The following is a 23,101-nucleotide window of genomic DNA, read 5'->3' on the forward strand; positions in this document are numbered from 1 at the left end:
CTAGGGTTGCTTGACTTGCCATCGGGTTGCGTTCCCTATTGGGCCCGAGCCGACAGATAGAACCCGGCCAGTCTGAATATGCCGACTGACATCCCAGGAGCCATCGCCCGAACAGCGCAAGTCACAGTCGTGGTGCCTTCGCTCAACCAGGGCCGCTATCTTGAGGATGCGCTGCGCTCAATCGCTGCGCAGGACGTTGCGACTGAAATCGTCGTAATGGATGGCGGCTCGACGGACGGTTCAGTTGGTGTGCTCGAGCGCTGGGGCGATCGGCTCACGCATTGGCGCAGTGGTCCTGACGGCGGACAGGCTGCGGCCATCAACGAGGGTATCCAGCACGGTGCTGCGCCGTACGTCGTCTGGCTTAACAGCGATGACATGCTAGAGCGCGGCGGCCTGCGTCTTCTGATCGATACGCTCGAAGCCAATCCTGCCGCGCCGGCTGCCTACGGTAAGGTCGTCAATCTCGATCCAGACGGCGGTCGCAGCGACGTCTGGGTCCAGCAATTCAGCGAGCGCGCGCTGGCGGTCCGCTGCATCATCTCTCAGCCCGGAACACTTATCCGCCGGACAGCGTGGGAGGCGGTCGGCGGGGTCGATCCGAGCCTATTCCTGGCCATGGACTATGACCTGTGGTGGCGTCTTTACCGGCGGTTTGGACCTCTCCTGCACGTGCCTCAGGTGACGGCGATTAACCGTAGGCACCACGAGACCAAGACGCGAAACAACCGCATGGCACATTATGCGGAAGCGATCGCGGCGGTACGGCGCCATCGCGGCCGCATACCAATGAAGTGGTGGCTCGCGCAGCCTTACGCCGTGTGGTGGAAAGTGCTGATGGCGCGGCTCGGCCGCCTGACGACAGCCGACTAGTTCACGTTGACCGCGCTGCCTGGACACACCAACTCAGCTCCCAGCCAACATGTCTCCGTAGAGATCGAGATATTTCTCCACCATGATGTCGGCCGTGAACAGCGTCTCATAGCGTCGGCGGGCTCTGTGCCCCATCTGCGCCGCTTCATCGGGATGCTCGACGAGATAGGTCATCGCCTGCCTGAGAGAATCAGAGTCGGACGGCGGGACTACGAGCCCCGTTTCGCCACCGATATTAACGAATGTTGTGCCCGTACCGATCTCACTAGAGATCATCGGCTTGCCAAACATCGCGCCTTCCAACAGCGAAATTCCGAATGCCTCTGATCGAAGATGGGACGGAAAAACCACCGCGAAACAAAGGGCAAGAAGAGCAGCCTTGTCTTCCTCCGGCAGCGCGCCAAGGAACAGGACGTTCGATAGACTGAGTCTCAGAGCATGCTTACGTAACTCCTGCTCTACAGGACCCGATCCCACGATGACAACGGGCAAATTCGTGCCGCTGACGGCGTCCAAAAGAATGTGGAGACCCTTGTAATATCGCAGCATGCCGACAAAGAGGAAAAATCGGCCACCTACACGAGCCCGCCATCGATCAAGGCTTGCGTCAGAAGGCTCGGGATAGACTGAGCGGTCGATCCCGATCGGAATAACGCTGGTTTTTGATTGATATCGCTGCAAGACCTCACTAGTAGCGAAATAATTCGGTGATGTGGCAACTATGCGATTGACGCTTTGGAGAAAACGCCGCTTCAACGGCCGATAAAGCTTGAGCGCATGGCGCTGCCGAATAATATCCGAATGATACGTGACGAGGGACGGCTTAGTTACTCGCGTCGCGAAATGAACGACGTCCATAAACGGCCATGGAAAGTGATAGTGGATGACATCCGCTTGGTTGGCCAATTCAGCAAATTTTTTGAAGACAGATAGCGAGAAGCCGGTAGAAGCCACCTCAAAACTTAACGATGCCGGATGGACTGTGTAATTTGCAACGGTTAGGGGGCGAGGAGGTAGTTCGCGACTTAAGATAAGGACATCGACTATGTGACCGCGCTGAGCGGTGCCATGTGCCAATTGATGGATGAAAGACTGAGTTCCTCCCCATGAATCTGGCAGATGAGTTTTGTAGAAATGGAGAACTCTCATCGTTAATCTTTGCGCCACGATCTCAGATATCATCAACCCGTTCGGGATGATGGCCAATGCAAACAGCCCTGTCTGCCGGAAAAGAAAACACCGGTAGACCTAACCAATTTTCAAAATCTTGAACTCATCCAGATTAATTGTCCCCACGCCCCGTTACGGCTCGACCCTTACCCCTCGCAACTCACACGTCAATCTGATTTATGCGGCTCAAAAAAGACTCTATCAAAGACGAGCGAATACCCCTATACAATTGCCACGATGCTGACAGGTCTCGGCGGTTTTTGAACTTTATTGATATGCTACCCACGGGGAAGAGACACACTTGTTTTTCCAGAGCGTGGATGCGCAGGTAAAAGAGACTCAGTCTTGAGGATCAATCGTTTGACAGCGCGCCATTACGTAGCGCCGTGAACAAAAACCGGTAAAAAATGGGCTAAAATCCGCAGTCGGCCGCGCAAAGTCCCGGAAAAACTCCCAGACTGTGTTCTCGGCTTGTTCGGAGTGCCCGATGCGCGGACCGCCTGACGCAGAAATGCGATGGGCCGCCCTGCCAGGCAGTCCCAAAACGCAATATTGATCTTATAGAAGACCCGCAGAATACCGAGACGATGACGGCCGGGCAAGTTCGATCTCTCTGCCGATGGTTTGCTATCGGATATTGCGTGGCTGCGGCACTTGCGCCCCTCGTATGGGAGCTGCCGCGATGAACAAGCAAGTCACTCCCAGGCAACTTAAGCGCGCAGGCTGGAATGATGAGGCGGATCGGATCTCCATATCGCGCCCAAAAACGTCGAGCCCCTCCTTGAACGCCTCGACAAGCAGAGCAAAGAGTAGGGCGCGTGGCAAAACATTCACGCGACAAACAACCGCGCCATGTGAGCCCGTTCAACTACATGCTGGATTCTGCGGCCTGACGCTCAAGCCGGATCAGAACGAAGGCAAATTGAAGCAGTTAGGTGGTGGAGATGCAGACGAGTGGAATAGAAGGCTGAACGATCTCACCATAAACGCGCTGCCAATAGCTCACTCCAAAAACAAGGAAGCAATCACAGCGGCCGCTCCAGTCGAGGGCATGCTGATCGCGCAATTGATGGCTGCTAATGAGGCCTCGCTCGCGATGTACACCAAGAGATGGGCGGCAGCCACCGGAGTATTTCGAAGCGCGAACTGCAATTGGCCGACAAGACGGCCCAGACGGTGATGATGCTCACAGAGAGACTGGACCACCATCGGGGCCGTGGCCAGCAACACATCACCGTCAAGCATGTGACCACGAACAACGTCACGGCCGATCAAGCCATAATTTCCGATAGTGTCACCACCGGCGCCGTTCGTGACAATGTCGCATCTCCTGCTCTCCTAACCGTTAGCTCTGAGGCGCTAATGCCAACCCTCGGCGAGGTAAAGCAGCCCGATCTCGTTGGGGTGGGAGGAGGTAACAAATCGAAACGACCATCAACCCCATGCAAAGCGCCCACGACGCGCCTCGCTGCAAAGCCATATCGAAACGAACCGTTAGTGCTGTCGAGCGCCTGCCGTCCGCGGCTGTCGCGTTTGTCGGATGCATAGAGCGAGAGGTGGCGCACCGACCGCAAGCGGAATGGAAATTAGCGGCACGGCACACGCACAAAAGAGGCAATTGATGCAGTAAGATTAGTCGATTTGTTGTCAAGCTTGTCGCGGAAATCCTAAGTGGTCGGCACCGTCGTGGGGTGTTTCGTCAATGTCCGCTTTGAAGGGCGGGTTCAACTGGTCGGCGCAACACTCTAATCTTTATCAAGGATGGAGTGTGGATATGAAGCAGCGACGTCGCGTTTATTGCTCGGCAGCCCAACGGTCCGAGATCTGGGAGGAGCCGATGAGCGCGATCGGGCGCCGGTTTGACCGGGAGCCCTCTCCTGTGTTCTCGGTGATCTCGCCAACGGGCGGAATTCGTCCTCCGGATCGACGCCGTTCCAAGCAGACACTCAGTCTTTCTGAACGAGAGGAGATTTCTCGATGGCTCAGCATGCGCCGCTCGTTGCGGTCGATAGCGACCCACGTGGGATGATCTGCGTCAACCATCAGTCGCGAAGTCCATCGTAATGGGGGATCTGATTGTTATCGGGCTGCGCGGTCGGATCAGGCCGCCTGGGATCGTGCGCGGCGTCCCAAGCTTTGCAAACCGGCTTGCCGTCCGTTCCACAGTATCGACCTGGCTGCGGCGGCAATGGTCACCGGAGCAAATTGCCGGCTGGCTCAAGCGCACATATCCGAGGGAGCCTCGAAAGCAGGTGTCACACGAGACGATCTATCGGAGCCTGTTCATTCAAGCGCGGGGCCGTGGCCCGCTAAGCTCTCCGCCACGATCGGGTGCTTCTCTTCCCGACGTCAACGGCGCCGGGCGCCCGTCGAGATAACGTTAAGCCGCGAGGTCTTCGGATTAGGCCTATGCTCAGTCATACGCCTATGGCTTCACCGCCCCAGCCTATCAGGCAAGGCGGCCTTCGCCGGAGGAATACGAGGTCGCATCCCTGGATAACGTTAGGAAGAAGACGCGACAGCACGCCAAGAGCGCAAGCGACGATTGTACTGCAGAGCGCAGACATAGATCGGTGCTATGACCCGCAACTCGACGAGGCACCGGAGCGCACGAAAGATTTCCCGAGCAGCCACCCACGTTTGCCGTGAGAACGGCCACACCGCGCTTTAGACGACGCGCGAGCGCTTCTTCGCTACCGCTAATATCTTACTGATATCGCGCTCGGCTCGCCGAAACGATAGTTGACGCCAACTTTGACTGTGGACACGTGCAAGCCGGCATTAATCAGAGTACCGTCTGAAGCGGTGAGGTTTTTTGTCCCGAAGTCGAAGTAATTATACTCGGCCTTGGCGGACCAACTAGGAGTTATTGCAAATTCTACCCCGTACCCGGCGGTCCAGCCAATGGGATTGTTACTCACCGAAATGAGGTTGGTGATATTACCGGCAGGATTGTTGCATTGCTGCTGTGCAATGCCCCCGTTTTGTGGACCAAGGTTACAAGTCGCCGAAAACACTTGATGGTCCCATGCAATGCCCGCCTTGCCATAGAAAAGGGTACGGCCGAACGCATAGGCAACCCGCCCTGTGACTGATGCAATCCAATCGACCGCACCGCCACAATTCATTTGGAACAGCGGGATTGCGGGCGGGCCAACCACACTGGGTGCCACGAGCGGACGGCACTCCCGGGCGCCACTCGTGCGCGTCCAATCTACGGCGCCCTCAACGCCGAAGACCCACTGAGCAGATTGATAATTGTACCCTAGTTGTAGTCCACCTAATGGACCTGCCACCCTCGGGTCTACTGCGACACCAATGGCAGGAAAATCCAAGCGCGACTGACCGAAGCTAGCGCCTGCAGAGCCACCCACATAAACGCCAGTCCAACGATAGGGCGCTGCCAGCCCGTCGTATCGTGCGGCTTTGACCGGAAGCTTAGCCGTCGGCTGATTGGGGCCAGGATCGTATTGATAGCGAATACCACCTGTTCCACTCCAACCATCGATGTGGTTGCCATTTCGGTAGTCAACCCGCGCGAAGCCGAGCCATCCGGTATTCGTAATCCGCCCCGATACACCGAGCGAATACTGGCCGAACGTCCCAATATTCTGGCTACTAAGGGAGGCAGTCAGAGATTGGGGAATGCCGCTCCCGCCTTGGACGATGCAACCCGAGCAGCTGGCATAAGTTGCGCTGATCGAAGGACCGAACTCGCTCCAAACGCTGGCTGCTGCAAAGGGTTGGAGAAGAACCTGTCCAAGCTGTAGGTTTGTACCGACGCGAGCACCTAACCGGCCAATTGTAGACTCCAGATTCGAAATCTTGGTCGTCCCTGAAAACTGCCCACCGCCCGCGACTGGCGATAGCGAATTAAATGGGTCCACGGACACATTTGAATAGATCAAGCCTGCGCTAGGCTCGAAGAACCACTGCGTGTTCGGAATATTCCAATGATAGCTGACGGCACCGGCAAAAGCAAAGCCATGCGCGCCAAGGGATTGGTTGAAAATGAATGCTGTTGGGCTGTTTAGGTTCGTGTTGAATACGTTGTATCGAGCCAAACCTTCAAAAGACAGATTGCCCTTCGTCGCCGTCAGATAGACTCCCGCAAACGGCGCCTGAGTGGATGCATCAAAAGCTCCTCCTACTACGTTTCCTCCTACGATGTTGCCCTTTGTCTCTAGGTATCCCGCAGTTGTGCCAAGGTGAACATTCCAACCGTTTATGTTCAGTCTGGATATATCTTGCCCCAGTTGTACCCCGGCAAAACTTTCATGGAATTTGGATGAGCAGCTCCCCGTCCCAGTTGACGTCGGTTGACCAATAGTGGCCAAGCTGGCGGTGACCGAACTGGCGGTATTGATACTTAACTCGCCACCGACGCCACGAACCCAGACGCCTCCTCCTTCCGCGTTTGCAGGCGGGTTGGGCGGCGCACTCACAAATGCAGTGCTTTGGGTGAGAAAGGCTAGGTTGGCAACTGTGACCGACCCGACGATTGCTTGTGAAGCTGCGAGTCCGGAGCCAAAGTAGGGTACCGAGTTAAATGTCGTCGGAAGGAACCCGGGCGGTGCGGTCGTAACGTCTACGGATGTGCAGTTCTGCGCTCTTGCTTCGAATGAGTTGAAGCCCAAAAACAAAATTGTGATGCAAGCAGCATATCGGAATTTCTGCATGAGAAAGCCCTCAGAAACCTGGTAAACAACCTTCAACTTAGCTCAAATCTCACAGGCGAGCTCAGCGCGAGTATGCCTCGATCCACTTTTTTTGTTCGTGCGCCATATATGACACAGTCAGCGAAATGCCCCTCTAGGGCCGACGACCGTACCTGTGCCGGTCAGCGCGCCACCGGCGTTCACAGTGGTCAAGCTCGACGAAGCGATTTGCGCCTTCGACATCGAGGATGTCGCCGCTTACCGTGATCGGGCTAGTGTAAGTGTGGGTATCTGTGAGCGTCGGCGAACAAGTACCAAACCAATCCTGGTCAGCGCACTTGTGCTGGTGCCGTCTTGAATGACCCTTGTCATTATCCAACCGTCAGTGTCGGGCGCTATGTTGGTAGTTGTAAAGTTGCCGTCAGGTTAGAGGGTAGCGTCAGAATACCAGCTATGGGCTGCATGTCTGTGGCTTCGTTCCAACGAAAGCCCTGCAATGCATCCGTCGTTAATTCTTCGACAGCCGATGTGCCTGTTGCTTGAGCGGCGTAAATCCTCCTCGTGGCGAAGTGAGGTGCTCAGAAGCATGGCGCAGGCGGTCCAATCGTTTTAAGCCCACTGGAGCAACTTTCCCGAGGGCAACGGTTCCATGATACCAATAGCATAGGCATGGTCTGCTATGCTAACGCTGCCGCCGGCCCTGTTGCGTGTTTTTTTGCAGCGAAGGTCAGCCAGGCCAACCTTTTCGCTTTCTGAATTCGGTAATGATATTTGCTTGGTGATAGTGAAGTCAGATATTAGGATTGGTACTTCGGATGTGAGGCACCGCCATGTCAAGGCTCAGTCTTGCGGCAATTTTGGTAAGCGTTCTTGCCGGTTGTGTGACGTCGGAAAGCCCCTATAGCCGGTCGGCCGTCAGCTCACTGGAGCTTCAGCGTGCCCCGCAAATCGCTGTTCGCCGGGCTAAGGCACCGCAAACGGCGCAGGCTCCGCTGGTGAAAAGAGTACACGCTGCGCGTGCGCTAAGGGCTCAAACCCCGGTAGTGCGCAGGGCCGAAGCCCCGATCATTTTGGGAGTCGCCTTTTAACGTAACTCTGGTTCTCTTTTCGAGGTCTGGTAGGCGCGCCAAAAAGCGTCGCTTGTATCGCTTCCTTTGTGCGCGTGCCATGCCGGTAATTTCCATTACTCTCGCCGGTCGGCGCGCCACCTCAGGCTCCATGCACTCTACAAACGTTCCCTGCGTACCGCGGGGGCTCTACATGGTTTACCCGATCGTTTCGATTTGGCTTTGCACCGAGGCGCGTCGTGGGCGGGTGAGATTAGTCAGCTTGTTGGGCGCTTTGCCCGGAAGGCCTGATATAGGGGGCGAGCAGCGCGATCGGCACATTCCCGCCTAACGAACTGGAACGACCTGATAATATAGGCCACAACGGCTCGATCCGCGCAAAACAACGCAACCAGTTAGTGATAAACAGTCAAAGGAAATCAAACGCTATTCTGTTGAGAGCACCACCCGCTACACCTTTGTTGTCTCGAAATCGGCGGCTTTGGTAGACGCAATTGCCCTGCCGGCTACGCACATTGCGAGTTTACGGCCGCACTCCCGTGGTCGAAGGCAGGCCCAGTTTTCGCGCGAAAAGGCTACGGAGCCCGGCCCAAGATCACGCAAGTTGAGAAGCGTCGCATCCGACGCCTCCCCTACATCGCCGATCCATTTCATACCCGCTGCAGTCAGTGCGTTCCGGATCCTAGTAGAAAATCGCACACCCATCGATCGGAGTAAGGTCCGGTGGCGCCGGCTCAAGCATCATGGTTCCCGACTGCATCTTGCGCCAACCGCGCCTGCCGCATTGTTGATTCCCATTTCAGACCATACTCATGGCCGCCGGGCCTTTAGTACGATGAGCCCAATGGCCGACGGCTAAAGTCTTCCACGCTGCACTCTTGGGGCTTTGATGTTCATCCGTGCTTACTCAGGGCCTCTACGAACGAGCAAGACATCAATCGCGCCAAGGAGCAGTTGTGGGTCTTCGCTGCGGAGCGCGGCATGACGGTGGCGGCCTGGTACAACGAGAACGAAAGCGGCGCGAAGCTGACGCGTCCGGAGCTTTTTCGGCGTCTCGGCCACGCGCAGCCCGGCGATATTCTACTGGTTGAGCAGGCCGATCGCCTGTCCCGCCTAACTTCGGCGGACTGGGAGCGCTTGAAGTCGGACCTGACCGCGCGACAAGTGCGGGTTGTCGCGCTGGATTTGCCGACATCATGGTCGATGCGACCAACTGCGCTGATGAGTTCACCTGCCGGATGTTCGAAGCAATTTAACGGCATGCTACTGGACATGCTCGCTGCTGTGGCGCGCAAGGATTACGAGGACAGGCGTCGTAGGCAGGCTGACGGGCAGGCTAAGGCCAAGATCGAGGGCAGATACAAAGGCCGCTACCCGGAAGATACCAAACGCAATGCCCGGATTGCCTGCATGCTCAAGGCAAAGCAGTCTTGGGGCTCGATACAGAGCGCAACGGGTTGCAGTCGCGCCACTATTGCGAGGATTGCTAAGCGGATAACTGCGCCAGAGAGGGCATCAAGGTTTCTTTGCCCGCGAAAATGGAGCCTTATACGAGGCTGACAACGGCGAGCACAAGTTCGGGGCCGAATTCGCTCGATGCAAGAGCGATCAATGTTCCGGCACAGATGGCCAAAATAGCGGTGATTTTGAGAGTAATCATTTTGCATATCCCCTGTCATTGCGGCGAGACCATTCCCGCCAGCCAGTAATCGGGGAAATACGCGGGGATCAGGTTGGCGTATGTGATTTATAGCACACATGGCTCTGCACGGATTTGAACCGTGCACGCAGTTACACGACGTTCACGGTCGGAGAACTTCGGTCACCCGATCAGGATCTGCGTAATTTTACTCCGGCACCAAGCACGGCGGATTTGGACCCACAGTAATCCACGGTGGCGCGGGTTGAGATGCAAAGGTGTCCTGTCAACCGCATTGTAATTTTTGGTCGGCCGCATCAAAACCCACGGTTTCGACCACGGGCAGGGTAGGATAGGGCCGACGAAACCATTTCCGACCAGCCGCGCAATCGTCCGGAAACAATGGCGGCCCACACTGCCCTCAATCAACAACGGGGGCGCGGTCATGTTGGCCATTTTCAACGCGATTTACGGGCATTTCATCGAAGCCTCGCTTCCCGGCATGACCCGGCAGGGAGCGAAGTTATGATCGGACGGTCTGCCGCATGCAGTAGCGATCCCTCGACCGCTTGGCTGGGGAGTTTGATGGCAGCCATGGAAGCGGTCGGATCTTCTGCGGCTCCGTGTGATCGCTCGGTCAGCGACGCGTTGCGCGAACGATTGCACCTGCCAGCGTTACTTCAGCCTGGGCAACCCTGCATTAAAATCCGTTCCTCGCCGGATCACGGGTTCATCATTTTTTCTTTGTAACAGGCGATGGCGCTGCATCGCGTCCCGGTTCGCCCTGGTCGCCCTTGCCCTTTGGCCCGGGTGACAAGGGCCAGCGGCCCGGGTGGTCCAGGTCGTCCAGGCGGGCCCTCGAAACGACCAGCCGGCGAGCCCGGGAAAGAAGCTCCAGCCTCAGCGAGAGGTCCGGCTGGGAACAATTTGGGCGCCCCGAAATATTGTCCGAGGTCTGAGCCGAGAGCGTCGTTTTGCGGGTGAATAATGGCATGTACAAATAACTTTCTCGAAGGCTTTTAAATGCCATCGGGATGACGGCGATGGTCATCCTCCTTGCGTATCTCGTGTTCGGCCCCCAAGGTTAGTGCGTGCGGTACGGTGTCCACACGGCCTCGGCCTCATGCTCACTTGGAGGTTTGACGTGAGAGCTTTGCTTCTGGCATGCGCCCTATTTTTCAGCGCTCAAACTCTGGCGACTGCAAAACCCATTAGCAGGACCGTCATCTCCGGGAAAACAACTAAAGTCTGGGCATATCATTCATGGGATAGGCAGACCTGTGCTTCTTCGACCGGAATCGTGAGGGTTGTGACTAAGCCAAGCCATGGAAAACTTACGAATCACATAATCAATTCAATAGTGACAGTCGGTCGTTACGGGCAACCTGTCCGCTGTGCCGGCTCACCGGTGAGAGCATTTCAGGTCGACTACACGTCGGCGCCGGGCTTTCGCGGAACGGATAGCTTCACCTTAGACGTGACGTGGTCGGGTACCGGATATCACGACGTGGATTATTTTACGATCAACGTCGAATAGGTTTCGGGCGCCAAGGCGCAATCTCCCAGGGTCACCCTTTCACATCGTCTGACGCGGATTCTTGGTAGAGCGGATCCCTCAAGACGCGGACGAGACAAAGTCTGCGGATGGTTCTGTCAATCCTTACTTGCCCGGTAGGTGGAGCTGGGGATCAGCAACGTCTTCCATCGCTCGGTTTTAGCGCGGGACCGAAGCCCCGCGCCCTGTCTACGTTGTGGGATGCTGGTTATTGTGTAAGCGGTGTCCCGCGGTCACCTTCCCGAAGATGTCCTGACCTGCGAGTCTGGCGGCTCTGATAACCGTTAGGCTTAGAATGGACACAGTGGATAATGCTATCACTAAGCCGGTTCATCGGCTCGAGGTGTTCACCGGTGCGGGTCGTCGGCGCACGTGGAGCGACGAGGACAAGGCGCGGATCGTCGCTGAGATCGTAGCGAGCGGCGAGTCTGTTTCTGCCGTAGCCCGACGGCACGGACTTTCGCCGCAGCAGTTATTTGGCTGGCGCCGGGAATTGCAAGCGTCCCAGACTGCGCTCTCGCATGCTGAAGAGCTGCAGTTCGTTCCGGCAGTCCTGGATGTGGCACCGTCTTCTCCGCCCGTCCGCCGTGAACGCAAAATGCCGCGGCACCCGGTTGAGCCCAGCGCGGGAATGATCGAGGTCGAGATCGACGGTGTGACGGTTCGGGTTGGCCGCGGTGCGGACGCAAAGACCGTGACAGCGGTGCTGCGCGCGTTGAAAGCCACAGCATGATCGGCCCGACCGGCGCGGTCCGCGTGATGGTAGCGACCAAACCCGTCGACTTCCGCAAGGGTGCCGAGGGATTGGCGGCACTGGTACGCGAGACAATGGCTGCGGATCCATTCTCGGGAGCGGTCTACGTGTTCAGGGCGAAGCGCGCCGACCGGATCAAGCTGGTGTTCTGGGACGGCACTGGGCTTTGTCTGTTCGCCAAGCGGCTGGAAGACGGCATCTTCCGGTGGCCGAAGATTGAGAACGGCGTGATGAAGTTATCGGCCGCGCAATTGTCGGCCTTGCTGGAAGGGCTGGACTGGCGTCGCGTCCATGAGGCGCGGGAAACAGTGACGCCGACACAGCCGAGCTAATCCTTATCCCTGAGCGAAGTGAATTAGCCGCATCGAGGCCGTCGCAAGTTACCCGCGAATATGATCTGATTCGATCGTGCCAAGCGACGCATTGCCCGACGATCTTGAGACGCTGAAAGCGATGCTGCTCGCCGAGCAGTGCGAGAGTGAGCGGCTGCGCCAGATCATCAAGGAAATGCAGCGGCACCGTTTTGGCCGCAGGGCCGAGACGCTGCCGGAAGATCAAATGCTGCTCGGCCTCGAAGACATCGAGCAAATGGCGGCGAGCGATGCGGCGATAGCAGATCAGTCGGCTCCGACTGAGCGAGCCGCGCGGGCCGAGAAGCGACGCACCAATGCCGCTGTACCGCCAGGCCCAGATCTACGCCCGGCAAGGTATTGAGCTGGATCGATCCACGCTGGCCGACTGGGTCGGCCACGCCGCCTGGCATCTGCGTCCGCTGCAGGAGCAGCTGTTGGTGAGGCTGAAGGAGCGCCTCCGGTTGTTTGCGGACGAGACTACGGCGCCCGTGCTGGATCCCGGTCGGGGGTGCACCAAGACCGGTCAGCTTTGGGCCTATGCCGCTGACGACCGGCCATGGGGCGGCTGTGATCCACCGGGCGTCGTTTACGTCTACGCACCCGATCGCAAGTCCGAACGGCCCATTACCCATCTGGAGGGCTTTAAGGGCATTCTTCAGGTCGACGGCTATGCCGGCTACCGCAAGCTGGCCGACCGCGGCGACGTCCGCCTTGCATTCTGCTGGTCGCATGTTAGGCGCGGGTTCTATGAGCTCGCCGTCTCTGGTCCGGCACCGATTGCCAGCGAAGCGCTCGAACGGATTGCCGGGCTCTACATCGTCGAGAAAGACATCCGGGGTCGAAGTCCCGAGGAACGCCGAACGGTCCGATCCCTTAAAAGCCGTCCTCTGATCGACGCGCTCGAACCGTGGTTGCGCGCAAAGCTCGGCCTGATCAGCCAGAAAAGCAAGCTTGCTAAAGCCATCCGCTATGCCCTGTCGCGGTGGGAGGGCCTGACGCGCTTCATCGATGACGGCCGCATCGAGCTCGACAACAACACCGTCGAGCGCTCCATCCGCCCGATCGCGCTCAACCGGAAGAACGCGTTGTTCGCCGGCTCGGACGGAGGCGCCGAACATTGGGCCACCGTCGCTCCCTGATCGAGACCTGCAAGTTGAACGACATAGGCCCGCTCGCGTATCTGACCGACGTCCTCGTGCGCATCGTCAATGGTCACCTCAACCGCGATATCGATCAGTTGCTGCCGTGGGCCTACAGAAAGCAAGAACTCAAAGCCGTGGCATAGGAACAGCGCTTACCGCAGGTCGCCGTCAACGAGCTGATCAAGACCGTGCACGAGAGCGAATCGATCTACATCCCGACGGCGCGGTACACCGGCTGGAGAATCGGGGTGCAGACCGGCAGCTATTTAGACGAGGACGATACTATCCGCATCGAGGATGGTTAGTGCGCGTGGTATCGCTCGATCGTGATGCGTTCGTATTTAACTTACGAACAGATTACGAAAGCGACGTGTTTACGCGCCTCTGGATAAAACTGCACCTAGCGCTATCACCTCGAGCCAAGGAAAGGTGGTGCGTTTGCTTCTGACCACTTTCGGCCTATCGGCTTGTGCCTTCATCTCAGTGGTCTCCTAACGAACTAAGCCGGCCGGGAGCGATGATGCCTTGATCTCAATTATTCGGGCCTTAATCGGGTTAGTCGGGGCTGATTGCGCGTGTGGTTTGCCGCCGCCGGGCATCCAAGCTAAGATTTTGGCAATCCCATTTTCAACTGGATATTTTCGAGCATGACTGAGGTCACGAGCATCACACCAGGGGCTTCCAAACGCTCCTCGGCTACCTCATGGCTCAATCCAAACGTTTGGGTTTTTTATACCGATCTACTCGCCGCTCTAACTGCAGCGATGTTGCCGTGGTCCACGACCGGATTTTACATTCTACTCGGCTTTTGGTTCCTCGTGCAGGTCCCGCTGATGCCAACACGTGATATGCGCGTGTTCCTGCGTCTGCTCTCCCGGCCGATCTGTCTATGGCCGCTGGCTATAGTCTTGATAGCGGTGCTCGGGACGCTTTGGGCCGACGTTCCCTGGCAGGAAAGACTTCAAGGCATTAAGCCGGCTGCCAAGTTGCTCGCGATTCCATTCCTGATTTACCATTTTCAGGAGTCGCGGCGCGGCAGCTGGGTCTTCATCGCGTTTCTTGCCTCCTGCGCATTGCTGATGGGCCTGTCATGGATTGTGCTATTCGCGCCCGCCCTGAAATTGGCAACCACGGCAAGTGCCGGAGTGCCGGTAAAGAACTACATTGATCAGAGTCAAGAATTCGCCTTGTGCATGGTGGCACTCGCGCCCTGCATCGCCACTTTGTACAAACATCATCGCTATGCTGCTGCGGTAGCATGCGCAGTCCTAGCGCTTGGCTTCTTCGCTAACATGGCATTCGTAGTGTCGGCGCGCTCGGCACTCATATATGTGCCGGTGCTGCTGATCGTCTTCGCATTAAAGTATCTCGACCACCGCCAATCAGCGTTGTTATTCGCGGCCATTGCAATAGCCGCAATAGCCGTCTGGTTCACCTCCCCGTATCTGCGGACCCGTGTTGGAAACATCGCCACGGAATACCAATTCTACGAGCAGAATATTCCCGTAAACGAAGCGCATAAACAGGATATTCCTTTCTCGACAGGGCTACGGTTGGAATACTGGCGAAAGTCACTCAGATTTTTTGCCGACGCGCCAGTTTTCGGCAACGGGACCGGTTCGACTAAGGGGTTGTTTGAACGTGACGCGATCGGAAAGACTGGACTTGCTATCGAAGTCACGAAAAATCCACACAATCAGACGCTCGCCGCCGCGGTGCAATGGGGCATGATCGGGATTATCGCGTTGTACGCAATGTGGCTGTCCCATCTGTTTTTGTTTCGCGGCGAGGGATTCGCGAACTGGATAGGATTGCTTGTGGTGGTCCAAAATATTTTCAGCTCGCTGGTCAATTCGCACTTGTTCGATTTTCACGCAGGGTGGATGTACGTCCTCGGTGTGGGAACCGCAGGCGGCATGAGTTTAGGAGCTAAAAAACGGGCCGGAGAACTTCCGGCTAGACTCCCGCAAACAGGGCATCCAACCTCTTGCGCACCGCGCCATAGCTGAACGCCACGAAAGTTTGAGAAGATGCAGCATGAGGGTCAACGCGCATTCGTGGCTGCGATCTTATGTAATCGCTGTTTCTATTCTGGGAGGGGGGCATGTTCAGGGTTACTTTGGCGGCGTCCTGATCAGCATCGTTTCAGGTTGCGTCGCATCGGATCCAGGACCGCTTTCCAGTCAGGTGACCAAGCCTCCAAAGCCTGCATGCGGCAAACGCCGGTCAGGACCGCCAGGTCCTCCGGTCCAACCGCCAGGCCTGAAATTGTTCTGAGTCCGGCGTACTGAATTGATTTGCCTTGCTTTCCGGAGACGACGGCAGCAGAACTGACCGGCTGGCGTCGCACCATCTTCGATCTGTTCTGCTGATCCAGATTCGCAGATGTTTGCTACCGCCATCAGAAGATCGGCGTCTGAGGGCTTCGGATGATCTTTCACCTTCTGCTTCCAGCCGGTTACGACCGGGTACCCCAAGTGTTGCGCGTAAAGCACTGTGCCCCAAATAAGTATTCTGAGTCCCCGATAACCGAGATTGCATCTTTGTCTCAAGGCAAAATAGATGCACAATTGAGCAATCGATTTTGTTCTTCTTTTGGGGCAGGTCACTATGGACGGCCGTTTAAGCCAAATTACGACCAAATGGGGGGGGCGCGGCCTGCTTTGGACGGGCTCAGCATTTAGGGATTTTCTGATGAAGAGGGCGATGTTGGCCACGATCGCATTTGGTCTGGCTTCTTCGGTAACCTCTGGAGCCTTTGCGCAAGCTAATTGTACCTTCGGCCCTAACAACGCGGGGATTAGCAACTTCTTGCCGATCGCGGCCTTAAATTCTTCTATAAGTGCGGCGTTCGTCGGCGCGGTTAGCCAAATCAACACTGCCTTTATCTCACAGCAGGGCAGCGCCTTTGTCTCAGCTCCCGGCAATCCCGCCCCGGATCAGCCTGGTTCGGGCGTGTGGATTCGCGGCGTTGGTGGCGAAGTAGCGACTAAATCGGTCACGAATTCGACGACAACTATTACGACGCCCGGCGCCGGCTTCGGCAACGGCACTGTGCTCTCCAGTTGCTCGAACAACCAGCGTACCGATTTCGGGGGCGTCCAGATTGGTCAGGACATCGCCCGCTTGAACTGGAGCGGCTGGAATGTTCATCTTGGGACTACTGCGGGCTACGTGTCAGCGCGTACAGCTGGGGACGGCTTCACCACGAATTTCGAAGTTCCCTTCCTCGGCGCTTATGTGGTCGCCACGCACGGCCGCTTCTTTGCAGATGTGATGGTGCGGAGGGATTTCTTCGACGCAAGCGTGAGCAGTCCTTCCTTCAGTATTCCCAATACCCCAATTGGCGCACGCGGACTTTCGATCTCGACATCCGCCGGCTATAATTTTGCGCTTGCTAACGACTGGTTCATCGAACCTTCGGCGGGCTTCATTTGGTCGACCACAAAAGTCGACAACTTTACACAGGCGGGATCAGAGGGCGGCACGATCTCAGGCGGCGGTACCATCATTACGGCTGGTGCGGTTTCAACATCAGATATCACTAGCAAGATCGGACGTCTAAGTGCGCGGATTGGGACCACGGTTGGGTCCGGAAATGTAACTTGGCAGCCATTTGCGAGCGTCAGTGTTTTTCATGAGTTTGCCGGCGCTGTAGCGTCGGGCGCGCAGCTAGATACCCATTTTGGTCCGATTCCATCAACCACAATCCAACAGTCGGTGACCTCGCGCATTGGTACCTACGGTCAATATTCGCTTGGACTAGCGGGCTCGATCAACAATACCGGCTGGTTAGGGTTCGCTCGAGTGGATTACCGTAACGGTAGCAACATCGATGGCTGGGTCGGCAACGCAGGCCTGCGTTATCAGTTCACACCTGAAGCAATCGCCGCTGTCATGCCTACCAAGGCTCCCGCTAAAGCGCTTCCACTCGTTTCCGCCGTTAACTGGACGGGCTTCTACGTCGGTGGCTTCCTGGGGGCGGCCTACGGACGCTCCGATATCCGGTTCGTGGGCGATCCGGCGGGTGCCGGCAACAATCCCTGGGTCTTCGGCGGACTCGGAGGTGGTCAGATCGGCTATAACTATCAGCTCAATAACTGGGTCTTTGGCATCGAGGGTGACATTGGTGGTACCAACCTCCACGGCGCCCGGACCTGCGGCAATGCCATTGGTGCCGATCCCGTTACCTTTCAGCCGGCTTTCTTTAGTCCGTTTCTCCTGACTTGCGGCGATGGCCTGAATTGGATTGCCACCGCAGCGGCGCGGCTGGGCTGGGCGAGTGGTCGCACCCTCTATTTCGTGAAGGCGGGTGGAGCCTGGGCCGGTGAAACGACGTCCGTCGGATGTGTGATTGCGCCGGCAAACCAAGCCGATCCCCTGTTTAACAACTTCTGCCGCAACCAGGCGAACGTCAAAACCCTTGGCTTCAGCACGAGCGGCAACCGGGCCGGCTGGACTGTAGGTTTTGGTGCCGAATTCGATCTGGGCAAGAATTGGTCGGCGAAGGCGGAATACGATTATATCGACTTCGGCAGTCGCACGGCTCTCGCCACGGACGGCACCACAATTTTGCGGACAGCTACGACGGTCAGCGAAGTCAAGATTGGCGTGAACTACCGTTTTGCGCCAGGAATTGTCGTCGCCAAGTACTGACTTGAATGGACCGCAATTAAATTTCCAGGACATGATGCCAAAGCTGCGTCGCCGGCTGATATCAAGACGGCGAGCCTCAGTCCGCCCGACCAACAGACGACGCCCCCTCAGGCGCCGGCGCTCGCGCCCCCACGAGCGGGCTGGACCGTCGTTGTCGCTGCGAATGCAAGCTATTTCAACCTTGGAGGCCACGTCGACAAAGCCGGCATCGTCCATAGCATGGCCAGCAGCCATCTGAGGGATGCACTCAAGGGCACCCTCCGACTTCCAGACGCATGTGCTGACCCAAAACATGAGCCTTCCCAAGCTTGCTCCCTACGGAGCCCTTGTTTGGAATGGACGACAGGATGCTTGAACGGGAAACAGGCCATCAGATTCGATAGTCTCAAAAATCCCGGTTCGACGGAGATTGGATCATCTTCGAAAGCTGACCTGATTTGCAACGGTAGTAAGGGCCGGCTCGCCAGGGAACAGTCCGCAACCGAGGGCGACGAGCCGGCGCCGGTACCAGGAGCTCATTTGCTTATTGAGTACGGGAGTGTCCTCGGTTGACCAAGCAGGAACAATTCAAGCCACCACTACAAACACAAATATGAGGCGAAATAGCGCTAGCGAACCAAAGGTTAGTCATGAAGGCACTTCTCCCTAACATCGAATAAACTACCTCGCAGTTGCATTCTTCAATCATAATCCCACGCCGACCATGCTCCCCCGTGAGCGCGTCGGTCGCAGGAACTTGCTCCTGCGTTGCGCACGGACGCTGCCACGTGCCGTCAATCGCTATCCTGTTCGCGGCGAACCCGCGTTCGAGTATGCCCCGATGCGCGTTGCACGGGACGCTTTTACGCATTTCATAAGCAGGGTTTTCCGTTTGCACTCAGCGAATTCTGACAAACCTCACGGCCTGTTCCTGCTCGAGAACTTTGTCATCCATTCCCAGCAAATTTCGATACGGCGCGATCCTCGGCAGATCAATGTTCTGCGAGAGGATGTGGGTGCGGATCTCCGGTGGGAGCTGCCCAAACTTACTGTGCTTCTTGAAGGCGTCCCTTAGATGCGGGGTCGCCAAACTGTCGACGACCCCGACCCTGTCGATATGCCCGCCAAGATTGAAATAACTTGCGTTAGCAGTAGGGACAACCCGCCATTGTTCTGCTCGAGCCGGCGCCGCGGTGGCGGGAGGCGCTGTTTCGGTAGGCGTCAACTTGGCAACTTTCACTTCGCTGGAATTCGGTGCTGCCTTCGCGGGTTCTTCGACGGGACGCGCCTTTTTTGGTTCGGTGACGGGTGCCTTGGCAGTAGGAGCTGCTCCTTTAGAAATGGGCCTTTCAGGGATTTCATCCTGCAAGCGATCGGGATCGATCAGCCGTATGAGCGGAAAACTCAGGGGACGCTCATCCGATCCGCTGCCGGCGAAACCAGGAATGTCGTATGCGCTGCGTTCGACGGATGATCCGTAGCCCGCAAGGAGAGGCGGGCTCTTGGTTGGTGTGGCGTCTGATCGAAGCAGTGTGATTGCTTGGTAACCGACCACTCCTCCAACGACTGCCACGGCGGCGAGTGCGCCTATCACGGGCCAATCGATGGTTTTTCTACCTAACAACTGGACGCTCCTGCATCATGAACGTCAAAATGCACCAGTAATCATTGGATTATGTAAGGTTTTGCGTCGAAAGACCATTTCGCCTCGCGCAATTGGTCGTGCTGGTCGGGAATCCGCAATTCGCTGGTGCGCTTGGAAAGGTAGGCAAGGACCATCTCGGGTTTGCCCAGGATCTCAGCGGGTATGTCGGGCAGGTCGAGGATTTGGACGGGCGACGCACTGAGAATGCCAACAATCATGGCCTGCCCGTTGGGCGGCGAAACGACGTAGCGCACGCCCGTATAGGGGTCGGTCGGAAGCGGGATGATCAGTGAGCTTCCCGGCTTTACATAGTTGCCGTTTGAACGAGTCGTCCTGATCAGCGAAGCTGTATTGGGATAGATCTGGGTCAGGCGGCCCGCGGCATCCACGTCCATAAGCACGACATAGCCCGGCTTCTTGCTCGTAACCTTAAAGGACACGAGCGAACCAATGGTCACGGTTCTGCCGGGCAGCATCTCGACCGATAGTTCGGCCTGGTTGGAGGGACTGGCGCCGGTGAGGTCCAGCAGCGCGGTCGGTGTCGAGCCCAAAGGAACTGCGGGATCAGCCTGCGTCGTAGCTGGCGAACCGGCGTGGGGTGAGAGCGCAGCGGAAAGGGGAGGTGAGACAGTGACTGACGAAGGCGCCGTGGCCTCGTTGGACGGAAGTGGTGTTGGCCCTGCGGACGCCGGCGAGGTTTTGCCGCTGTCGCCAGCAGGCATCAACGCAGAGGGAGCCGCCGGCGGTGGTGCACTCGGCGGTGCCAGATTCTCTCCCTCAAGGATCAGCACCGCCGCAAACGCAGGCGCTATCACGAGGCAACCGATGGCCGCAATCGATGGCGGCGGTATGATTCTGCGTAACCTCATGCCCACCTCAGGGTGCCGTAAACAACCCGATGGAGCCCACGCGTGCATCGGGCGGGAGATACTTGGCCATGACCTTGATCATCTGGCCTGGCGCCTTCCGACGGTTGAGCTGCAAGAGCGCCTGCTCGAGATCGACCAAACGCTGGGTCGAACTGATGGCCACGATCTGCTCCGCACCGAAGGGCTCGCGGACCCGGAGCGGCAGGCGCAAACTGCCGGATTGCGTGGGCGCCGCGTCGGACCCGATCGGATACAGCATCTGTATCGTACCGTCGCCAGAGATGTCGAACAAGATGACCGAGCGCTCGGCAACGTCGGTCAGCTCGATCTGAACCGGCTGGTCATTGCGATGCTGGGCATCATCGGGGGCGATGCGGAGCGGCTGCGGAGATTTGGTGGCGATCCGCTTCAATTCCCTGATCGCCGCTGTCCGGTCAATCACGGTCACGAGGTCCTTGGCGTCAACCTTGTAGGCGATCACATCGCCCCACGAAATGACATCCCGCGACTTCGGATCCCAGATCAAATCGGGATTGTCGAGGGGCTGGACAATTTCAACGGTCGCCTCGCGCGAAGCGAGGTTGGGTAAATTCTTGCTATTGCCATCCAGTGACGCGAGCCGCACCGGCAGCAATCCCTTGCTCGCAGGCGTCTCGACGCTGGGTGAGGCTCGAGTTGGAGTAACGGCCTTGGTTGCAGGCGGAATCGGGTTGCTCAGCTCAACCTGTTGGGGGGATGGAGAGGCCGATGGCGTCGGCAGCGCGAGCCCGCGCGTCAACTGAAACATGACATCGCTGTTCACCGAGCGGCCAGGAGACGTCTTAGTGACAATGTTCTGCCGCTGGTCCGACAATTGATAGACCACCTGGCGGACGTGGCTGAACAGCTCCTTCAGTGTAATGCGACCGTCACCATCTGCATCGGCAGCGCCTTCCAGGGCTCTGGCGACGGCATAGCTCAAAGCCCCCCTTAACCCTTCGACCGCGGGAATCTTGACCTCCGGCGCCTTTGTGTTTCGATCGACGGCGGCTAAAAAGGTGGTGTGATCCAGATCGAGATCAGTCACCGGATCGGCTGCATTCTTCACCGGGACGAGCTTGTCGACGGACAGGGTATAGGTCGGCACCTGCCGGAAGCTCATTTCGGCAGCTCGCGGGTCGACCTCGCGCGTCATGCCTCCGCCATGGCAGGTATCCGCAACGAACAGAACCCTGGCTCCGCGCAACTCCAACTGGCGAATGAAGTGGTTGAATTCGCTTCCGAGGATGCGTTGCCGCGAACCTTCCGGCGTCGGCTGGAAGCCTGGCAGCAGGAAAACGTCCTGCATGCCATCGGGCTGCGAGCCCTTGACCGTCTCCGGCTCCTGCGCGCCGTGCCCGGCAATCGAAAGGATGATCTGATCGTTCGGGCTCGTCCGTTGCACCAGATCGCTGATGCTGCGCAGCACGTTTGCGCGAGTCGCCTGGGCATCGATCAGCGTCACCACGTCGCTCGTACCCATTGCGCGAAGCGAACCTTCAATGTCCCGTGCGTCAGCCACCGATCCTTTCAGCGGTCGCACGTGCTGATAGGCGTCTATGCCGATAACAAGCGCGCGGATCGAGCCGCCGTCGGGATTCTTCAGATAGAGCGGCAGCGAAGGTTTGGCGAACGCCTCGGTGGCCATCACGGTGATAACGCAAACCGCGGCGAATGCGATGCGGATGGCTGACATGATCGGTGCCCTTAGCGGATGAATTCCACCCGCCGGTTGAGTGCGTAAATATCGTCCTGGCTGAGGCCAGATGAATCGACCAGTTTCAACGGTTCGGTCGCGCCGACACCCTTGGTTTCGATGACAGTGGAGACCCCGGCTTCCTTCAGGTAGGCGGCGACCGCGTCTGCGCGGGCGGCCGACAATTTCATGTTAGTCTCTTCGCTGCCGCGGATATCGGTATGACCGACGAGACGGATGCGGGCGGGCTGCTGCTCCTTCAGCGCCTGGGCCAGCTCGCGAACGGCCTGCTCGCCGATCGGCGTGAAGGTGGTCTTGGCATATTCGAAGGTGATGGGGACGGGGACGGCCTGCGGCACGATCCCGCGCACGGAGCGGGAATAGATGCCGCCGAGCGTGCCGTCGCGCAGGTCCTTTGCCGTCGGCACGAAAACGGGACTGCCGTCCGCCATCTTGACGTTCGCAGCCAGCAGTCGCGCCTGGCCGGAGCGATTGATGAGGCCGTCGATCTCGAATTTTTCGGGCCGCTTCGGGGTCAGCGTCTCGTTCTTCACGATGGCAATGGCTTTGTCATAGGCCTCCGCGGCCTCGGCAAACTTCCGTTCGCCGAACCGGACCTCGCCGAGCGTGGCGGACGCCTGCCATAGCACCTCGGTGGTGTCTGCGGCGGTCAGCAGCCGCTCATATTCGCCGACAGGGCGCCCGCGGGCCATCAGAATCTGGGCTGCGGACAGGCGCAGGGCCGCCAGCCGGTACTGGGCAGCCGTCTGGTACTGACCGCAGTCCGCGCTCGACGCGATCTTGTCGATCAGAGCTTGGGCTTCGGGCTCCCGGGCTTCATCGACGGCGTGGTTGAAGGGGTCGAGGAGGGATTTGCAGTCGGCGGCAACGGCCGGGCTGGCCAGCAGGCTGGCTGCGGCGCTGGCAATTAGATACCGCCATCCAATAGCTTGTCGCATCATCATCTTGCGTCCAATTGGCGGGTTAATGAATCGGCGATCTTACGGCAAAAACATTTTTATACAAC

The 23,101-nt window shown here is 57.8% G+C and carries 15 protein-coding genes and 2 pseudogenes; 8 read left to right on the top strand and 9 right to left on the bottom strand.

The window, feature by feature from the left end; genetic code table 11:
* The first annotated feature begins 78 nt into the window (after positions 1-78).
* Complete coding sequence (locus JQ611_RS08245; RefSeq protein WP_212465147.1) at positions 79-873, top strand: glycosyltransferase family 2 protein; 795 nt, start codon at positions 79-81, stop codon at positions 871-873.
* A 33-nt stretch (positions 874-906) separates the two neighbouring features.
* Here the strand turns inward: JQ611_RS08245 and JQ611_RS08250 are convergent, their stop codons facing one another.
* From JQ611_RS08250 to JQ611_RS42970, 4 genes are all read right to left on the bottom strand, one after another.
* Positions 907-2,079, bottom strand: coding sequence for a glycosyltransferase family 4 protein (locus JQ611_RS08250; protein ID WP_312011894.1), 1,173 nt, complete (start codon positions 2,077-2,079; stop codon positions 907-909).
* Positions 2,080-3,045: 966 nt separating this feature from the next.
* On the bottom strand, positions 3,046-3,318 hold the full coding sequence (locus JQ611_RS08255) for a hypothetical protein (RefSeq protein ID WP_212465148.1): 273 nt from the start codon (positions 3,316-3,318) through the stop codon (positions 3,046-3,048).
* 1,424 nt (positions 3,319-4,742) lie between these two features.
* Positions 4,743-6,758, bottom strand: a complete 2,016-nt coding sequence (locus JQ611_RS08260) for an autotransporter domain-containing protein (protein ID WP_212465149.1) — start codon at positions 6,756-6,758, stop codon at positions 4,743-4,745.
* Between the two features lie 1,460 nt (positions 6,759-8,218).
* Entirely contained in the window at positions 8,219-8,473 is a 255-nt protein-coding gene (locus tag JQ611_RS42970; RefSeq protein WP_409411260.1) for a DNA-directed RNA polymerase subunit alpha C-terminal domain-containing protein, read from the bottom strand.
* A 249-nt stretch (positions 8,474-8,722) separates the two neighbouring features.
* On the opposite strand from JQ611_RS42970, the gene JQ611_RS08270 reads away from it, so the two are divergent.
* The gene (locus JQ611_RS08270) at positions 8,723-9,328 is read left to right on the top strand and encodes a recombinase family protein (RefSeq protein WP_249133019.1); all 606 of its coding nucleotides are present in this window, start codon (positions 8,723-8,725) and stop codon (positions 9,326-9,328) included.
* An 812-nt stretch (positions 9,329-10,140) separates the two neighbouring features.
* On the opposite strand, the gene JQ611_RS08275 is transcribed toward JQ611_RS08270, so the two are convergent.
* The gene (locus tag JQ611_RS08275; RefSeq protein ID WP_212465151.1) at positions 10,141-10,458 is read right to left on the bottom strand and encodes a hypothetical protein; all 318 of its coding nucleotides are present in this window, start codon (positions 10,456-10,458) and stop codon (positions 10,141-10,143) included.
* A 799-nt stretch (positions 10,459-11,257) separates the two neighbouring features.
* Between JQ611_RS08275 and tnpA the strand changes: the two genes are divergently transcribed.
* The 6 genes and pseudogenes from tnpA (at position 11,258) to JQ611_RS08300 (ending at position 17,867) form a co-directional block, all read left to right on the top strand.
* Positions 11,258-11,695 carry an IS66-like element accessory protein TnpA gene (gene tnpA, locus JQ611_RS08280; protein ID WP_212465152.1) on the top strand — a complete coding sequence of 146 codons (438 nt, stop codon included), beginning with the start codon at positions 11,258-11,260 and terminating at the stop codon, positions 11,693-11,695.
* Positions 11,692-12,048, top strand: a complete 357-nt coding sequence (gene tnpB / locus JQ611_RS08285; RefSeq protein ID WP_212465153.1) for an IS66 family insertion sequence element accessory protein TnpB — start codon at positions 11,692-11,694, stop codon at positions 12,046-12,048. Before tnpA ends, tnpB begins: the two co-directional genes overlap by 4 nt.
* A gap of 121 nt (positions 12,049-12,169) precedes the next feature.
* A pseudogene (gene tnpC, locus JQ611_RS08290) lies at positions 12,170-13,354 on the top strand (IS66 family transposase).
* Between the two features lie 15 nt (positions 13,355-13,369).
* Positions 13,370-13,516, top strand: a pseudogene (gene cpsB / locus JQ611_RS41625) (mannose-1-phosphate guanylyltransferase/mannose-6-phosphate isomerase); the annotation flags it as partial.
* Between the two features lie 342 nt (positions 13,517-13,858).
* Complete coding sequence (locus JQ611_RS08295; RefSeq protein ID WP_212465154.1) at positions 13,859-15,220, top strand: O-antigen ligase; 1,362 nt, start codon at positions 13,859-13,861, stop codon at positions 15,218-15,220.
* Positions 15,221-15,821: 601 nt separating this feature from the next.
* Complete coding sequence (locus JQ611_RS08300) at positions 15,822-17,867, top strand: autotransporter domain-containing protein (protein ID WP_212465155.1); 2,046 nt, start codon at positions 15,822-15,824, stop codon at positions 17,865-17,867.
* Positions 17,868-18,744: 877 nt separating this feature from the next.
* On the opposite strand, the gene JQ611_RS08305 is transcribed toward JQ611_RS08300, so the two are convergent.
* The 4 genes from JQ611_RS08305 to JQ611_RS08320 form a co-directional block, all read right to left on the bottom strand.
* Complete coding sequence (locus tag JQ611_RS08305; RefSeq protein WP_212465156.1) at positions 18,745-19,470, bottom strand: hypothetical protein; 726 nt, start codon at positions 19,468-19,470, stop codon at positions 18,745-18,747.
* A 41-nt stretch (positions 19,471-19,511) separates the two neighbouring features.
* On the bottom strand, positions 19,512-20,042 hold the full coding sequence (locus JQ611_RS08310) for a DUF4384 domain-containing protein (RefSeq protein ID WP_212465157.1): 531 nt from the start codon (positions 20,040-20,042) through the stop codon (positions 19,512-19,514).
* 325 nt (positions 20,043-20,367) lie between these two features.
* Positions 20,368-22,026: a caspase family protein gene (locus tag JQ611_RS08315; protein ID WP_249133020.1), complete on the bottom strand. Its 1,659-nt coding sequence runs from the start codon at positions 22,024-22,026 to the stop codon at positions 20,368-20,370.
* A 59-nt stretch (positions 22,027-22,085) separates the two neighbouring features.
* The gene (locus JQ611_RS08320) at positions 22,086-23,033 is read right to left on the bottom strand and encodes an OmpA family protein (protein WP_212465159.1); all 948 of its coding nucleotides are present in this window, start codon (positions 23,031-23,033) and stop codon (positions 22,086-22,088) included.
* Positions 23,034-23,101: the final 68 nt, after the last annotated feature.

Source organism: Bradyrhizobium sp. AUGA SZCCT0182, assembly GCF_018130185.1.
GTDB lineage: Bacteria > Pseudomonadota > Alphaproteobacteria > Rhizobiales > Xanthobacteraceae > Bradyrhizobium.

What these genes read in the sequence shown, in the direction of transcription:
- JQ611_RS08315 (WP_249133020.1), bottom strand. Translation starts at nt 22,026, where the DNA reads ATGGCCACCGAGGCGTTCGCCAAACCTTCGCTGCCGCTCTATCTGAAG.
- JQ611_RS08320 (WP_212465159.1), bottom strand. Translation starts at nt 23,033, where the DNA reads ATGCGACAAGCTATTGGATGGCGGTATCTAATTGCCAGCGCCGCAGCC.
- JQ611_RS08275 (WP_212465151.1), bottom strand. Translation starts at nt 10,458, where the DNA reads ATGACCATCGCCGTCATCCCGATGGCATTTAAAAGCCTTCGAGAAAGT.
- tnpA (WP_212465152.1), top strand. Translation starts at nt 11,258, where the DNA reads ATGGACACAGTGGATAATGCTATCACTAAGCCGGTTCATCGGCTCGAG.
- JQ611_RS08300 (WP_212465155.1), top strand. Translation starts at nt 15,822, where the DNA reads ATGGACGGCCGTTTAAGCCAAATTACGACCAAATGGGGGGGGCGCGGC.
- JQ611_RS08245 (WP_212465147.1), top strand. Translation starts at nt 79, where the DNA reads ATGCCGACTGACATCCCAGGAGCCATCGCCCGAACAGCGCAAGTCACA.
- JQ611_RS08295 (WP_212465154.1), top strand. Translation starts at nt 13,859, where the DNA reads ATGACTGAGGTCACGAGCATCACACCAGGGGCTTCCAAACGCTCCTCG.
- tnpB (WP_212465153.1), top strand. Translation starts at nt 11,692, where the DNA reads ATGATCGGCCCGACCGGCGCGGTCCGCGTGATGGTAGCGACCAAACCC.
- JQ611_RS42970 (WP_409411260.1), bottom strand. Translation starts at nt 8,473, where the DNA reads ATGGGTGTGCGATTTTCTACTAGGATCCGGAACGCACTGACTGCAGCG.